General features: G+C 56.3%; 20 protein-coding genes and 2 pseudogenes. 10 read left to right on the top strand and 12 right to left on the bottom strand.

Going from position 1 to position 14230, the window contains the following annotated elements; translation table 11 throughout:
• Positions 1 to 23: 23 nt before the first annotated feature.
• Positions 24 to 758, top strand: a complete 735-nt coding sequence (locus tag BLL42_RS04930) for a phosphoadenylyl-sulfate reductase (RefSeq protein WP_071551035.1) — start codon at positions 24 to 26, stop codon at positions 756 to 758.
• A 77-nt stretch (positions 759 to 835) separates the two neighbouring features.
• Here the strand turns inward: BLL42_RS04930 and BLL42_RS04935 are convergent, their stop codons facing one another.
• The gene (locus tag BLL42_RS04935; RefSeq protein WP_071551036.1) at positions 836 to 1759 is read right to left on the bottom strand and encodes a LysR family transcriptional regulator; all 924 of its coding nucleotides are present in this window, start codon (positions 1757 to 1759) and stop codon (positions 836 to 838) included.
• 125 nt (positions 1760 to 1884) lie between these two features.
• Between BLL42_RS04935 and BLL42_RS04940 the strand changes: the two genes are divergently transcribed.
• Positions 1885 to 2631 (top strand): 3-oxoacyl-ACP reductase family protein, encoded by a 747-nt coding sequence (locus tag BLL42_RS04940; protein WP_071551037.1) that lies wholly within the window; start codon positions 1885 to 1887, stop codon positions 2629 to 2631.
• Between the two features lie 83 nt (positions 2632 to 2714).
• Here BLL42_RS04940 and BLL42_RS04945 read toward each other — a convergent pair whose 3' ends face one another.
• Positions 2715 to 3407: an HAD-IA family hydrolase gene (locus tag BLL42_RS04945; protein ID WP_071551038.1), complete on the bottom strand. Its 693-nt coding sequence runs from the start codon at positions 3405 to 3407 to the stop codon at positions 2715 to 2717.
• 255 nt (positions 3408 to 3662) lie between these two features.
• On the opposite strand from BLL42_RS04945, the gene BLL42_RS04950 reads away from it, so the two are divergent.
• Together BLL42_RS04950 and BLL42_RS04955 are read left to right on the top strand one after the other, a co-directional pair.
• Positions 3663 to 3917 (top strand): type II toxin-antitoxin system RelE family toxin, encoded by a 255-nt coding sequence (locus tag BLL42_RS04950; RefSeq protein WP_071551039.1) that lies wholly within the window; start codon positions 3663 to 3665, stop codon positions 3915 to 3917.
• On the top strand, positions 3898 to 4224 hold the full coding sequence (locus BLL42_RS04955; protein ID WP_019689429.1) for a helix-turn-helix domain-containing protein: 327 nt from the start codon (positions 3898 to 3900) through the stop codon (positions 4222 to 4224). Before BLL42_RS04950 ends, BLL42_RS04955 begins: the two co-directional genes overlap by 20 nt.
• 119 nt (positions 4225 to 4343) lie before the next feature.
• On the opposite strand, the gene BLL42_RS04960 is transcribed toward BLL42_RS04955, so the two are convergent.
• Positions 4344 to 4688 carry a bacteriocin gene (locus BLL42_RS04960; RefSeq protein WP_071551040.1) on the bottom strand — a complete coding sequence of 115 codons (345 nt, stop codon included), beginning with the start codon at positions 4686 to 4688 and terminating at the stop codon, positions 4344 to 4346.
• Positions 4689 to 5056: 368 nt separating this feature from the next.
• Complete coding sequence (locus tag BLL42_RS04965; protein WP_071551041.1) at positions 5057 to 5248, bottom strand: hypothetical protein; 192 nt, start codon at positions 5246 to 5248, stop codon at positions 5057 to 5059.
• A gap of 258 nt (positions 5249 to 5506) precedes the next feature.
• Here BLL42_RS04965 and BLL42_RS04970 point away from each other — a divergent pair, with 258 nt between their 5' ends.
• Positions 5507 to 5701, top strand: a complete 195-nt coding sequence (locus BLL42_RS04970; RefSeq protein ID WP_071551042.1) for a hypothetical protein — start codon at positions 5507 to 5509, stop codon at positions 5699 to 5701.
• A 32-nt stretch (positions 5702 to 5733) separates the two neighbouring features.
• Here BLL42_RS04970 and BLL42_RS04975 read toward each other — a convergent pair whose 3' ends face one another.
• Positions 5734 to 6723, bottom strand: coding sequence for an SDR family oxidoreductase (locus tag BLL42_RS04975; RefSeq protein ID WP_071551043.1), 990 nt, complete (start codon positions 6721 to 6723; stop codon positions 5734 to 5736).
• A 94-nt stretch (positions 6724 to 6817) separates the two neighbouring features.
• Here BLL42_RS04975 and BLL42_RS04980 point away from each other — a divergent pair, with 94 nt between their 5' ends.
• Both BLL42_RS04980 and BLL42_RS04985 read left to right on the top strand, forming a co-directional pair.
• Entirely contained in the window at positions 6818 to 7723 is a 906-nt protein-coding gene (locus BLL42_RS04980; RefSeq protein ID WP_071551044.1) for a LysR family transcriptional regulator, read from the top strand.
• A 454-nt stretch (positions 7724 to 8177) separates the two neighbouring features.
• On the top strand, positions 8178 to 8756 hold the full coding sequence (locus BLL42_RS04985; RefSeq protein WP_071551045.1) for a DUF4337 domain-containing protein: 579 nt from the start codon (positions 8178 to 8180) through the stop codon (positions 8754 to 8756).
• A gap of 87 nt (positions 8757 to 8843) precedes the next feature.
• Here the strand turns inward: BLL42_RS04985 and BLL42_RS04990 are convergent, their stop codons facing one another.
• Positions 8844 to 9179: a hypothetical protein gene (locus tag BLL42_RS04990; protein ID WP_071551046.1), complete on the bottom strand. Its 336-nt coding sequence runs from the start codon at positions 9177 to 9179 to the stop codon at positions 8844 to 8846.
• A 219-nt stretch (positions 9180 to 9398) separates the two neighbouring features.
• Here BLL42_RS04990 and osmE point away from each other — a divergent pair, with 219 nt between their 5' ends.
• The gene (gene osmE / locus BLL42_RS04995; protein ID WP_071551047.1) at positions 9399 to 9761 is read left to right on the top strand and encodes an osmotically-inducible lipoprotein OsmE; all 363 of its coding nucleotides are present in this window, start codon (positions 9399 to 9401) and stop codon (positions 9759 to 9761) included.
• Between the two features lie 155 nt (positions 9762 to 9916).
• A complete protein-coding gene (locus BLL42_RS05000) occupies positions 9917 to 10252 on the top strand; it encodes a c-type cytochrome (RefSeq protein ID WP_071551048.1) in 336 nt (111 codons plus the stop codon).
• 53 nt (positions 10253 to 10305) lie between these two features.
• Here BLL42_RS05000 and BLL42_RS05005 read toward each other — a convergent pair whose 3' ends face one another.
• The gene (locus tag BLL42_RS05005; protein WP_071551049.1) at positions 10306 to 10560 is read right to left on the bottom strand and encodes a DUF1652 domain-containing protein; all 255 of its coding nucleotides are present in this window, start codon (positions 10558 to 10560) and stop codon (positions 10306 to 10308) included.
• A gap of 160 nt (positions 10561 to 10720) precedes the next feature.
• On the opposite strand from BLL42_RS05005, the pseudogene BLL42_RS30410 reads away from it, so the two are divergent.
• A pseudogene (locus tag BLL42_RS30410) lies at positions 10721 to 10837 on the top strand (Hsp20 family protein); the annotation flags it as partial.
• Between the two features lie 198 nt (positions 10838 to 11035).
• On the opposite strand, the gene BLL42_RS05015 reads toward BLL42_RS30410, so the two are convergent.
• The 5 genes and pseudogenes from BLL42_RS05015 to BLL42_RS05030 form a co-directional block, all read right to left on the bottom strand.
• Positions 11036 to 11494, bottom strand: coding sequence for a DUF2442 domain-containing protein (locus BLL42_RS05015; protein WP_071551051.1), 459 nt, complete (start codon positions 11492 to 11494; stop codon positions 11036 to 11038).
• A 107-nt stretch (positions 11495 to 11601) separates the two neighbouring features.
• Positions 11602 to 11730: a DUF4160 domain-containing protein gene (locus BLL42_RS30965; RefSeq protein ID WP_408004015.1), complete on the bottom strand. Its 129-nt coding sequence runs from the start codon at positions 11728 to 11730 to the stop codon at positions 11602 to 11604.
• Positions 11731 to 12751: 1021 nt separating this feature from the next.
• Positions 12752 to 13060, bottom strand: coding sequence for a BrnA antitoxin family protein (locus BLL42_RS05020; protein ID WP_071551052.1), 309 nt, complete (start codon positions 13058 to 13060; stop codon positions 12752 to 12754).
• Entirely contained in the window at positions 13038 to 13313 is a 276-nt protein-coding gene (locus BLL42_RS30970; protein WP_071551053.1) for a BrnT family toxin, read from the bottom strand. The genes BLL42_RS05020 and BLL42_RS30970 overlap by 23 nt, the downstream gene beginning before the upstream one ends.
• A 76-nt stretch (positions 13314 to 13389) precedes the next feature.
• Positions 13390 to 14189 (bottom strand): annotated as a pseudogene (locus BLL42_RS05030) (DNA adenine methylase).
• Positions 14190 to 14230 lie beyond the last annotated feature (41 nt).

Raw genomic sequence — 14230 nt, forward strand, 5'->3', positions numbered from 1 at the left:
CCGACCTGTAGGAAACCGCCCTGATGAGCCCATCGTTCGACGTCGCTGAACTCGCCGCGACCTATGCCACCCAATCCGCCCAAGACATTCTCAAACTCGCCTTTGCCGAGTTCGGGGACGACCTGTGGATCTCCTTCAGCGGCGCCGAAGACGTGGTGCTGGTGGACATGGCCTGGAAGATCAACAAAAACGTCAAGGTCTTCAGCCTCGACACCGGGCGCCTGCACCCGGAAACCTATCGATTCATCGATCAGGTGCGCGAACACTACAAGATCGAGATTGAACTGGTCTCGCCGGACCACACCAAGCTCGAACCGTTCGTCAAGGAAAAAGGCCTGTTCAGCTTCTACAAGGATGGCCATGGCGAATGCTGCGGCATCCGCAAGATCGAACCGCTGCGCCGCAAGCTGTCCACCGTCAGCGCCTGGGCCACCGGTCAGCGCCGCGACCAGAGCCCGGGGACCCGCAGCCAGGTGGCCGTACTGGAAATCGACAGCGCGTTCTCGACGCCGGAGCGCCCCCTGTACAAATTCAACCCGCTGGCACAAATGACCAGCGAAGAGATCTGGGGCTATATCCGCATGCTGGAGCTGCCTTACAACAGCCTGCATGAACGCGGCTTCATCAGCATTGGCTGTGAACCGTGCACCCGCGCTGTGCTGCCGAACCAGCACGAGCGCGAAGGTCGCTGGTGGTGGGAAGAAGCCACGCAGAAAGAATGCGGCTTGCACGCGGGTAACATCATCAAAAAAGCATAACCCCTGCCCTGAGCCCCCCTGTAGAGCGGCGGGGCGCCTAGCTGTTGCGATGGCGGCGCTTCGGTCTTTAGCCATACTCAAGCGGCACTGAACCGCTGCGCCCATTGCTGCTCGGCAAACTGTTCGATGATGAAATCAACGAACGCTCGTGTCTTGCCCGGCAGCAGTTTGTGTTCGGCGTAGTAGATCGAGATGTTGCCGTCATCGACGTACCAGTCCGGCAGTACGCGCTGCAAGGTGCCGGCATTCAGGTAGCCGACGGCAAACGGCATGCTCACCAGCGCGATCCCCAAGCCTTGGGCGGCGGTGGCGCAAGCGGCTTCGGAATCACTCATGGTCATCCGTGCCTTGAGGTTCAGCGGGCGGTGTTCCTCATGTCGGCTGGTCAGTTGCCAGGACCGCACACGACCCGTCTGTGGTGAGCGGATCAGGATCCCGTCGCAATCGCGCAAATCATCCGGCTCGCGAATCGCCTCGCGTTGTGCCAGATAGTCCGCTGATGCAACCAACACCCGGTGAGCCGGCGTCAGCTTGCGTGCCACCACCCCTTGCGGCAGCTCAAAGCCGCCACCAATTGCCGCATCGAAGCCTTGGCCAATCAGATCGACCTGGCGGTTATCGAAATGCCAATCCGGGTTGATCGCCGGAAAACGTCGCAGGAACTCGCCCAGCAGCGGCACGATGTACAGCCGCCCAAACACCGTGCCCATGCTGACTTTCAGCGTCCCCGCCGGACGCCCTTCGGCGCTGGCCAGATTGGCCACCGCGTTCTGAATGGTGTGCAGACTGGCACTGACTTCGCCGAGAAACAGCTGACCGGCTTCGGTAAGCGTCAAGCTGCGCGTGCTGCGCTGAAACAGCCGAACGCCCAGGCGCGCCTCAAGCTTGGCGACACTTTTTCCCACCGCCGCCGGGGTCAGGCTCAGGCGCCGCGCGGCTTCGGCAAAGCTGCCGACCTCGGCGCTGCGGACGAAGCATTCGATACTGCTGAAGGTTTCCATGACGGCCACTATAAACTTTTGGTTTACACAGACTATAACAATTACCGTCTACACAGCTCGTAATCCAGTATCGATACTAGGCTCCATCAACCGAGGCATCTCGCCTCGGGACTTTGGAGATAGACATGACCACTCAGAACCTCAGCGGTAAAGTAGCTCTGATCCAGGGCGGCTCCCGCGGCATCGGCGCCGCCATTGTCAAACGTCTGGCCGCTGAAGGCGCAGCGGTTGCCTTCACTTATGTCAGCTCCGCTGCCAAGGCTGAAGAATTGCAGAACAGCATCATCGCGACTGGAGGCAAAGCCCTGGCCATCAAAGCCGACAGTGCTGATGCAGTAGCCATTCGCAATGCAGTCAACAGCACAGTCGAAACCTTTGGTCGCCTCGATATTCTGGTCAACAACGCAGGTGTGCTGGCCGTCGCCCCATTGGAAGATTTCAAACTCGAAGACTTCGACCAAACCCTGGCGATCAACGTACGCAGTGTGTTCATCGCGACCCAAGAGGCCGCCAAACACATGACCGAAGGCGGTCGCATCATCAACATCGGCAGCACCAATGCCGACCGCATGCCCTTCGCCGGTGGCGGCCCTTACGCCATGAGCAAGGCGGCGCTGGTCGGCCTGACCAAAGGCCTGTCCCGCGACCTGGGCCCACGAGGCATCACCATCAATAACGTGCAGCCTGGCCCGGTCGACACCGACATGAACCCGGCCCACGGTGAGTTCGCCGAGAGCCTGATCCCGCTGATGGCCGTTGGTCGTTATGGCACCGCCTCCGAGATCGCCAGTTTCGTGGCGTACCTGGTCGGCCCGGAAGCCGGCTACATCACCGGTGCCAGCCTGAGTATCGACGGTGGTTTTGGCGCCTGATTCAGCGTTTTTGCAACGTAAAAACAAAACGCCGGGCAACCTTTGATCAGGTTGCCCGGCGTTTGGTCGTTCAGCGTTTTCCGTTATGCCTGCTCGAGTGCGGGCAAGCCGTACACATCCGGTTGAAAGGCTTTTAGCGTACGAAGAATGCTATCGGCATGCGCGTACTTTTCGTCAGCCATGGCCGCATCCGGCACTGCAATCGCGGTCATCCCCGCAGCTTTTGCTGCTGTGACGCCAAACGGCGAGTCCTCAAACACCAGACAATCCTGCGGCGCCACCCCCAAACGTCGCGCAGCGGTAAGGAAAATATCCGGCGCTGGCTTGGCCGCGCCGACCTCAGGGTCATCAGCGGTCACAATGGTGTCGAACAGCGCAAACCAATCGCCATGCAACGTGGTTTTCTGCCCGAAGGACTGACTTGAAGAGCTGGTGCCCACGGCAATCGGAATGTTGTTCGCTTTCAAATGCTCAACCAGCTCCTGCGCCCCTGGCATCGCCAGCGCACGTGGAAAGCGCTCACGCATCAAGGGCTCGCGGATCAGCAGAAACTCTTCAGCACTGATCGGCAAGTCCAGCGCCTCGACGACATAGCGCGCCAGATCGCCAGCACCGCGGCCGATGATGTTCTGCTTGATGTTCCAGTCGAAGGTTCTGCCGTAGCGTTCGGCAATGATTTGCGTGACCTCGGTGTAAATGCCCTCGGTATCGAGCAGCAAACCATCCATATCGAAAATCACGGCCTTGATCGGGCCGAAGTCGAGCGGTGCATTCATCGCATCTGATCCGTTATCAACACAATATTCCGGGAGGCGGCTCAGGTACGGCCAGAGCCTTGATCGACCGAAGAAGGATCGACTGTAGGGGCCAGCAGCATAGCGAGCACGGTTCACATGCAGCAACTGTTTGACGCCCCTTACCCTCAGATCACGGCCTAGGGTGTGTAGTGAACGCAAGGAAAGCGTCATACGGTTACTTATATAAATATAAGAAAACCATTGCACAACTTATGGAAGACTTATTAATATCTCATGAACGAAATCTACTGGACCCGCAAAGCCGTAAAGCAGTTGCTCAGGGTACACACGGAGCATCGGCCGCAAATCCGCGATGCCGTGACGCAGCTGGAACGCATGCCCGACGCAATCAACGTCAAAGCGCTGGCCCTGCACGATTGCGGGTATCGCCTGAGAGTCGGTAGCTACCGGGTTCTGTTTGACTGGGACGGCTCGGTCCAGGTGGTCAGCATTCAAGAGGTAAAAAAACGTGACGAACGCACCTACTGACATACAAATCATCAACGGCCCGGACGGTGAGCCGGCCTTTGTGGTCATCCCCTACCAGCAATATGTCGCTCAACACGGCGGCACCGAGCTGATTCCTCATCAGGTGGTCAGCCGTATTGTCGACGGCGCCACCCCAATCCGCGCCTGGCGTGAACACTTGAACCTGACTCAGGAAGAAGTAGCAAAGCGGATGGGGATTTCACAACCTGCGTTCGCCCAGCAGGAGGCGGTGAACAAACCGCGCCGCGCCACTCGGGAAAAGATCGCCATGGCGTTCGGGATCCGGGCCGATCAGCTGGAGTTGTGACGTCTGAGCCATTGCAGGCTGTGGGCTCAGGTAGCGCACTAGCATGGGGAGTGCCACAGAATGAGAAAACCCGGCAATTAGCCGGGCTTTTTCAAATCGTACCGCTGGAATCAGTGCCCCTACTTGCCCATGAGCGCACCGCCCGCTGCGCCGCCAAGGCCTGCACCGATGGCGGAGCCGGTCTTGCCGCCCAGCGAGTTGCCGATGACCGAACCACCCGCCGCGCCTACACCACCACCGATTGCAGCTTTAGTGCGGTGGCCCTTTTTCGCGCCGGCAGCACTGCCTGCCGCGCCTGCAACGCCTGCACCGATCGCCGCGCCAGTGCTGCCACCGAGCTTCTGACCGACCACATTACCCAGCGCACCACCCAGGCCGCCGCCAAGCGCTGCGCTGCCATCACCAGCCATTGCACCTTGCGCGACCAAAAGACCCAGAACCAGAGCAGGCAAAGTTAAACGCATGACATGAACCTCAAAAAGGGTACTGATAAGTAAAAATCCGGATGCTTAAAAAGGCCGTCGGTTCAGCCAAAGAACCGGCCCAACCCTCCTGAGCGCGAGGATTGGACAGTTTATATGCAAAGAGTTTTATCGCGGGCAAAAAAAAGCCCGCTGGGGAGACGGGCTAATGGAATTGCTTTTTAACGGATGAGCTGAGCCTACGGATTTGCTTGTGAAAGAAGCGTGAAAGAAACGCCTGGAAATCGATAATGTTGATACCGCGCATGACACGTCGCATGCCCACCCCACCACCCGCCTGCACCACTCCGCACGCCCGTACACCACTCACAAAAAACCCCGCTCAATGGCGGGGTCTGCCTACCTTTCAGTTACTTGCGTACAGGCACTGCGACCTTGGGCATGAACGGTTTTGCGGTGGTTTTTGTCACCGCTGGCAGCCTGGCCCTGCCCGGTTTGGTCGGCGTTTCACCAAACCCCGCCACATAATCCGTCTGGCCACATTGCACACAATTGTTGACCGGGTACTCAGCGCCATCATCTTCTATGTAAGCATTGCTCATCTATCAGTCCCTCCAGACAGATCGATACCGGCAAGCAACTGATTGCCTAAAAAAATACCGACCCCAAGGTTTTTGAGACTAGCTGGTCATTCCTAGACCAATGATTCAAATACGCAACACCCGACGAACGGCCAAGAAAAGCCCCTGAGCTCACCGACCTGCTTCTGACAGATAAAACGCCAATCAGCTTTACTTGCCAAGGCGTGTTACGACCCGGATTCAACTGATGGTTTTAGTGTCAAGCGCACAGGAGGTTGTATGACGGTATTTTTACTGCTGTACCTGTGCACCAACGCCTCCCGCACTGACTGCCAGGTGATACCCGTCGAACACTGGGTACAAGCTGACGCTTACAAGCAGTGCATCGCTGCTGCCAAACAGCTGACGGTAGATCTCACGGCCAAGAATCGTAAGAGCAATTACTTTGTCTGCGAAACTCAAGTCGGTCAGTGAACGTAATGGAGACACCTGTTAGCGGTCTTGCATCAGGAAAAAGTCTCTAAGCCGTCTCGACGGATACACCCCATGCCCACCAATGCCGCTTCGACAGCCTCATCCAGCGGCGTATGCGGTTCGCGCCCCAGCACCTCGATCAATCGTGCATTGTCCATCTGCACCGGCGTGCTCCACAAATAACGCATCTCCAGCATTTCGCGGAAGGTGACCACAAAAGGCGAAGCCACTTTCAGCAACCACCATGGGAACGCTGTCACACGCGGCTCCATGCCCGTCTGCTGATAAACAACACGCTGGATAGCACGGCTCATCCGAGTACCGTCGGTGTCCAGATGACCGGCCATATGAAAGCTTTCGAAGGCGTCGAGTGTGATACGCCGCTCCAGCAACTCGACCATGGTTCGTGCAACGTCGGGCAAGTAGGCCCATTGATGAGCAACGCCCTGCGCACCTGGATAACTCACCGCTTTAATGGGCTTTCCCGGCTTGATCAAGCCTTGGGAAAACCAGCTGTTACCCGCTTGGGGGCCAAAGAAATCTCCGGCACGCACGATCAACACTTGTGCGCCATTGCCAGTGGCGTTGCGCAGTCGCTGCTCCATCTCCACCCGAATAGCCCCCTTGCGTGTTTGCGGATGCTGCGGTGAATTCTCGCGCAGCACCGGATAGGCATCAGGACCAAAGTTATAAACCGTGCCGGGCAGCACGATGGTTGCACCTTCAACCAGGGCAGCAGCGATGGTGTTATCGAGCATCGGCAGCACCCGTTCCGGCCATCGCCGATAGCCCGGCGGATTGACCGCATGCACAATCACCGAGCAGCCCTTCGCTGCCTCGATAACATCCTGCCGATTCAGCGCATCACCGTGCAACCACGTGATGCCCGCTCGTTGATTGATGCCCTTTTCGAGATGACGTGTTAGCGCGCACACCTCCCAACCGGCGTCTTTCAATTGTCGCGCCACTTCCCCACCAATCCCTCCTGTCGCTCCCAGTACCAGCACTTTATTGCTGTTCATGCCCGACACCTCAAGGTTATAGAGGGCTTGATCCTGAGCGAATGGACGCTATAGATAAATTGCAGAAGATCAGCGTGACGCTATACATTTATGCATGGCATCGAATATTGGTTGGGAGCTCTATCGATCCTTCCTGGGTGTACTCAATGAAGGATCGCTGTCGGGCGCGGCGCGCTTGCTCGGCATCACACAGCCCACGGTCGGTCGGCACATCGCCGCGCTCGAAAAGGCGCTGGGTGTTGTTTTGTTTACGCGATCACAAACAGGACTGATGCCCACCGAAGTGGCACTGACCCTGCGCGCCCACGCACACACCATGGAAAGTACAGCGGCCGCCATTGAGCGAGCCGCCTCAAGCCAGGGCACGGCAGTACACGGGATTGTCCGTGTTTCAGCCAGCGACGTGATTGGCGTCGAAGTGTTGCCGCCCATCATCACGCGGCTTCGCCAACAACACCCGGCGTTGAAAGTAGAACTCGTACTGACTAGCCGCGTAGTGGATCTCTTGCAGCTCGAAGCCGACATCGCCGTGCGCATGATGCGCCCTCGCCAAGAGCAGCTTGTGGCACGTCGGATCGGTCGAATCGAACTTGGGCTGCATGCACACACCGAGTACTTGAGCCAACACGGCACACCGCGCGACCTCAACGAACTGGCCGGCCATTCGATCATCGGTTACGACCAGCCGAATGCCTTTATCCGCAGTATCGGGAAATCCATCAAAGGCCTTGACCGCAACCTTTTCTCACTGAGCAGCGACAGCGATCTCGCGCAGTTAGCGTTGATACGCGCGGGGGCGGGAATAGGTGTCTGCCAGGTTCCGCTGGCCAAGCGTGATGAAACGCTGCAACGCGTACTGTCGACATCGTTTTCGCTGGGACTGGAAACCTGGGTCACCATGCACGAGGACTTGCGCAACAGCCCGCGATGCCGCACGACCTTCGACGCATTGGTTGAAGGGTTACAGCACTATGCCAATCAAGACGCTCTGAATTATTGAATTGCCAAAGGGGATGGATTACCCGGCGTAGCGTCTAATAAACACTGACGTTACTGGCAACACTGGTGGAGCGGGTGGATGCAGTTGCCTGATCCGCTTGCGCCTTGGGCTGACTTTGGGCAGAACTGAGCCCGTTGATAGTCACTGGGTTGGAAGCCGAGATTGCTCCAATGGACATAGGTAACTCCTGAACAAGTGGATTACGCACGCGTGAATCGTTCAGCGATGTACCTCAACGTTGCCCTTTGAGTCCTGCCCTTTGCCTGTACCTCCTCACTCTCAGCCAACGGCGCCGCAGAGCGCCGGTTTGGGGTTGTAGGGTTACCGTCGGATAAAGGTGAAAACTTCGTGGTTTCCCGGAACAAAAAATCTGAAAGCGGCGCATTGAGATAGCGCCTTTGGCAAATACTACCGTTACAATTTGACACTTATTCACTCCCCAAAGACCAAAGTCATGACTGAAGACTTCGAAGTCCCTAGCCCGCACGAAAAGCAGCTGGAACACGCTACCGAACACGCTCAGGCCCGCGGGGACAGTTTCGCCAGCAAGATAGCGGTGATGACGGCGATCATGGCGACCATCGGCGCCATGCTCAGCTATCAGGCAGGCTCCACGGAAAGCGAAGCGGCAATGGACAAAAACAACGCCGCCATCAAGAAAACCGAGGCCTCCAACGAATGGAATTATTACCAGGCAAAATCCAGCCGACAAAACCTGTCTGAACTGGCAATCCACATCCCCGGCCTTGATGCCGCGCACTACACCGCCGAAGCGCAACGCTACAAGACCGAAAAAGAAGAAGTGCGCAAGAAAGCGGAAGTACTCGAAGCAGAGGCTCGCGAGTGGGATGAAAAGTCAGAATTGGTATTGCACCAGCATCACCGCTGGGCACAGGCAATGACGGCGATTCAGATTGCCATTTCGCTGGCGGCGATCACCTTGTTGACGCGCAAGGAGTGGCTGAAACGGGTCGCGTACAGTGCGGCGGGCCTCAGCGTCGTGCTGGGCTCGCTGGCGTGGTTGCATCTATAAGCTTTTGACGGGGAGGAGCGACATCAAGTCATCGCTCCTCCACCCACGCACCCGGCATCACTCCAACGTCAATTCATCAGGTATGAATTACAAACAGTCGTGCACCGACTTCATCAGAGCGTGGGACTTGGCCCACGGCGGGCCTTGATACAGCGATATGCGGCTCCCATTCTTGTACTTCACGATATCCAGCGTCTCATCGGCAGTCACAACGCTTGGCGCAGTAATCCTGTAGCCGTTTGCAATCGCAGTTTGAGTGGTTTTAGGGATCTCGCGCTGCCAGGCTGGCAGAACGCACTGGGCGTAGTCCTTGGGAACCTTGGCAGTGATCTCGCTGACATTCGGTTCACCCGGCACCAAGGATGCCGGCAAAGAGCACCCCGCCAATGCCGCAACAGCAAGCGCACCGATCAAAATTCGCATAATTGTTCCCTGCAATAAAATGTGGCAAATGTAACTCGCGGCCGACTAGACATCCAGTGTATTTGGGGGGGGTAGGCGCGGGCTTTCTGTTATCTGCCCTTCCCTCGCACGCCAATACCTCAGCCCTGAGGATATTTGGCGCGCACCGCCGAACTCGACTTTAATTTTATTGATGCACCCAGGAGTTTCTTCACGACACTCACTTTCGGGAGCCCAGCCATGAACACCCCTCTATTGGCACTGGTCGCCGTGTTGTCCGCAGTGGCTGGATGCAGTTCTGATTCACAGGTCTATCGAGAGCAACCGCTGGTCGCAAAGGTCGAGATGGGCATGAGCAAGGATCAAGTCCAGCAAATCGGCGGCAAGCCTTTATCGATCAGCGATCGCACCGTCGAGCCCGGCACCTGCTTTGACTACATGCTCACGCAAGTCGGCCAAAAGCACACCTTCAATGTCAGTTTTGATGGCCGAGGAAAAGTCGACCATAAGAGCTTTATGACGTGCGCGGAATGGAGTCACATGCAGCAAAAGGCTAGAGAGCCATCCGGCAGTATGGGCGGCATGGGAGGTGGTGGTTACTAGTGCAGGGATCATGCCGGCCTATACCTTCATCTTGCCAGGCCTCTGCACCCGCTCTGCTACGCTTCACTGAGCGGCAAATCAAAGGCTCGCGCCGTTTTCACGCACCCTCCTTCCTGCGTGACCCACGTAACGGCTGGCCTGCCAAGGAGCCTGAAATGAAGTGCGCCTTTTTTACCCTGACGACTCTGCTGTTTTGCTCTTCGGCCATGGCGTTGCCGCCCGATGGGGAAGCGCTTTTCCAGGAGAACTGCAGTGCCTGCCATGGACCTCGCGGCATGGGAGGCTCGGCACCTAAATTGGCGGGAGATGCCAGCGAGTGGAAATCAAAGACATTCGAGCGGGCTGTATTGAACGGTGTCGACGACCATGGAAAGCCCTTGAAAGCCCCCATGCCGCACTGGAGCGGCGCCAGCTTCAAGGCTGACAATGGCGCAAAACCCAGCAAGCTTGAAGTGGACGCAATACAGCAATACCTGCACAAGCAAAAATAACGCATTGCTTTAGGCCGGACGCTTGAGCGGCGCCGGCCTTTTACATTGTGGTCCTACCTGATCCTCTGCAATCCCCGCCGCTCATGGGTGGCCTTGAGGTCGTGTCGAATATCTCCGATGAGCTTGGTTATCGCCAAATTACCACTCAGGCTGGAAGCAGGAATCCCGGTCACCAGCAACTCTACTCGGCCAGTGACCGGCTCGAAAATCTGAGCATGCAGCGATCCGCCTGGGTCAATTCGACACTCACAGGAAAGGGGCAGAAATGCTGATTCGATGAGGTGACGCAACTCGAGCGTAGATAACATGATGACTCCGTTCAGGACAGGAGCCAGCCAAGGTGCTCTGGCTTGATGGTGCTGATGAGTCCAGAAGCATTAACGCCTGAACACCGCCCCCAAGCCACTTGGCGAGGTGACAGCATTTCCAGTCTACGCCTTAAGTAGCCGTCTGTTAGACCGTTTAGGAGTGCCGAAAGGAATTGATGCCGACAAGATTGAAGCAAAATTCAGCAACGGTGTGCTGAGCCTATCGCTGCCGAAAAAACCCGACGCCATAAAACCGGAAAAGACCGTGCCGATCAGACCCGTCGCAATGGCTACCGGATACCAAAAAGTTTCACGGCTCATCTTGCCGGCCTCGGCGTTCAGCTTGCGCTGCTCAGGCCGAGAAAAAACTTAACGTCGTGTCCGGGATTAGTTGACCACTACAACACCTTCCTAACGGACAAACGAAAGGGGAAGATTATTAAGTCTTCCCCTTCCTGTGATTCCACTTCGAAATCTAAACGCAATTTTGCCTGCGTTCCCTGTGCTCGTACTCCCAGCCCTTGCATGCCAGTCCCACATGCTTTGGGATCAACGCTGCACCGCTGCTATACGCGGTGATGGTTCGGCGAGTGAATCCCAGCTCAACAGCCGCCGCCGATAACGAGAGATTGTTACTCAACATCCAGCGTTTGAAATCACGGGTCGGCATGACTTCTCCAGATTGCTCCAGGCCCATGCGATGCAACGTCGTGGCGGAGAGCTCGATTTCATCACCCCACGTCACGTCAAATCCCCACTCGCCTACCGCGACCTGGCTGAACAGTGTCAGGTCTTGCAATGGCTTGAGCACAGGGAACGTCTTGATGTGTTCGGTGACATCAACGGTATGCCGCTTGCCATTGCTCCACTCGATGTTGAGGGCATGTTTGCCGGCAACTGGTTGCACAGCAGAAATGCGCAGCTTGCTGGTCATAAATCAGTACCTCCGGTTTTGCTCATTCCATACACGCCAGAGATCGGCGGTATGTGCTCTTGCCCAATGCAGAGCTGCTTTCAAGGCTTTAGTTTCAGCTCCTTTGCCTAAAACCACGAGCCCTCTATCTGAACCAACGACTCACCATCTGGCGTTTGCACATGAAAGTGCGGCGGCGCATGGTCGTCGGGATAGATTTTTACTTTCCAGTTTCGTTCGCTATGAAGAGTAGCCATAGCAGGATGCTAGAGAAATTTTTTCCCTGGCACAACCAACATTTTCAGATGCCAGAAACCACAAAACCCCTGACTTCTTTCGAAATCAGGGGTTTTGTGTACATCGAATTTGGCGGTGAAGGAGAGATTCGAAAGTACCCGCACCCTCGATCGCTCATCCGACGCCCCGAAATACAAGGGCTCCAGCGGTGCCAGTCGCGCAAAAGCATTCCCACGCCATTCCCACGAGCATCAGCATGCACCTCACTACGCGTGCGCATCACACGTATAGGGGGCTGAAATTCGAAATCTAGAGGGGGCAAAAAAAAGAGTAACATAAGTAATCTTGACCGATTTTGACGCCCAAGCCATTGAAATTAAAGGGTTTTACATTTCGACCAAAAAGTAATCTTTAAGTAATATTGAAGTAATCTGATTACTCTTTATAAATGTAATTCTCAACCTTATAAAACCCCTTTAAAAACAATAGCTTGGTAAATAATTACTTTTTCAATTACTTCTCTGTTACTCCTTTTTGTAATACCAAACCCCACGGAATACGCGGCCTCCAGCCCGTTCCCCAGTGGTGGTTACTGAAATTACTCTTTTTGAAACGCCCCCCCTCTACCGCCACAGCAAAGCCTCCAGACCTTTCGAAGAAACACCGCCTCGGTGCAGGGTTCCGCAGGCTTTCAACCTCCCAACAACGCTAAGCGAGCGCCCAGCCTGAGCCGCCGGGAGTGGTCCGCAGGGGCGCAGAAAAAACGACCCATTTAGCCCGCAGGCGAGGTGGGGGGACGACGGCGCGCGCCAGGGTAAAACACGTCTTCGCCAGAACGCCCGCACCATTATGGTGCGATACCCCGCTCCCTCCTGAACACCCTCGACGCCCCTCCAGCGTGTTGTGACATTGCCCACCAGCTTTTATGCGAACAGCAAAAAGCCGCCTCATGGGCGGCTCAGTAGCGCTACAACGTAGACAGATCAGAACAGTCCCCCAGCGGCGCTGGTACGACCTTTTACGCGAGTTCGGTTCCTGTGCTTATGCCTTCAGATCACCAGGGGTATGCGTCTTGAGCCAATCAGCAAGGGCGGCGTTCATCCGGGTTTGCCAACCAGGACCGGATGCCTTGAATTGAGCCAGCACGTCAGAATCAAAGCGCAAATTGACGTGCTCTTTGGTGGTCGCCGACTTTGGCCGGCCACGCCTCGGTTTGAGCATCTCCTTTGCCTGGGCCTTGCCGAACAATCCCGCCAGCACGTCGCTAGCTGGCTTGGCATTGGCGAAATCCTTGGCCGACCATTCAGGGTTTGCCGTATCGACCATCTCAGGATTGAGTTTCTTGGTCATAGCTTTTGACCTCCCGTTTGTTGGCTTTACGAAAACTAATAACGTGGAGCGCGTCACCGCGAGGGGTGAACACCACAACATGCAGTCGATCCCTTATGTACCCCATCGCCCGATACCGGCACTCGCCGTAGTCGAATCGATCATCTTCCACGATCAAAGCTGTAGACCACTCAAAGTCCCAGACCTGGACGAATGAGAGTCCACGCTCTTCAACGTTACGAGCATCTTTGGCTGGATCATAAGTAATCTGCATTTAATTATTGTACCCACAATAAATAACGCGCACAAGGTACTACATCGAATACCCTGACCAGAAATCATCTGCCAGATCAAAAAAGCCCACCCAACGCCGCAGGCTCCCAGTTCATGATCACCAGCTCCCCACTGACCTCAGCCTTGCCCTGCCCTGCCGCTGGTTCGCCGTGCTGTAACGGATGTCCACCGTTTCGAAGTGGAAGCCCTCAAACACCCGCCGAATGTCAGGGTGATCGTTAATGCTGACCATCACCTTGCCCTTACATCGCCGCATAAAGTCGGCCATGCGTTCGTAGTTCTCAAACGGGAAGTCCACGCCATACCCTGCTGTCTGCCAGTAAGGCGGGTCCATGTAGTGGAAGGTGTGCGGCCGGTCGTAGCGTTCCGCGCATTCAAGCCAAGCCAGGTTTTCCACGTAGGTGCCGGACAGACGCTGCCAAGCCGCTGACAGGTTTTCCTCAATCCGCAGCAGGTTGATGGCGGGACCAGTTGTCGCCGTGCCGAACGTCTGGCCGCTGACCTTGCCGGCGAAAGCATGATGCTGCAGATAGAAAAACCTGGCAGCGCGTTGGATATCGGTCAGCGTTTCCGGCCGGGTCATCTTCTGCCATTCGAATACCTGCCGGGAGCTGATCGCCCATTTGAACTGGCGCACGAACTCTTCCAGGTGGTTCTGGACCACGCGGTATAACGTCACCAGATCGCCGTTGATGTCATTGAGCACTTCAACAGGTGCAGCCTGCGGGCGCATGAAGTACAGCGCGGCCCCGCCGGCAAAGACTTCGACATAGCATTCATGGGGTGGGAACAGTGGAATAAGACGATCAGCCAGGCGACGCTTGCCGCCCATCCACGGAATTATTGGTGTGCTCATAAGTGATCCTTGTTTCAAAAATTGGATTCGCTTAGGCTTCG

Origin of the sequence: Pseudomonas frederiksbergensis, from assembly GCF_001874645.1 — a bacterium.
Taxonomy (GTDB): domain Bacteria; phylum Pseudomonadota; class Gammaproteobacteria; order Pseudomonadales; family Pseudomonadaceae; genus Aquipseudomonas; species Aquipseudomonas frederiksbergensis_B.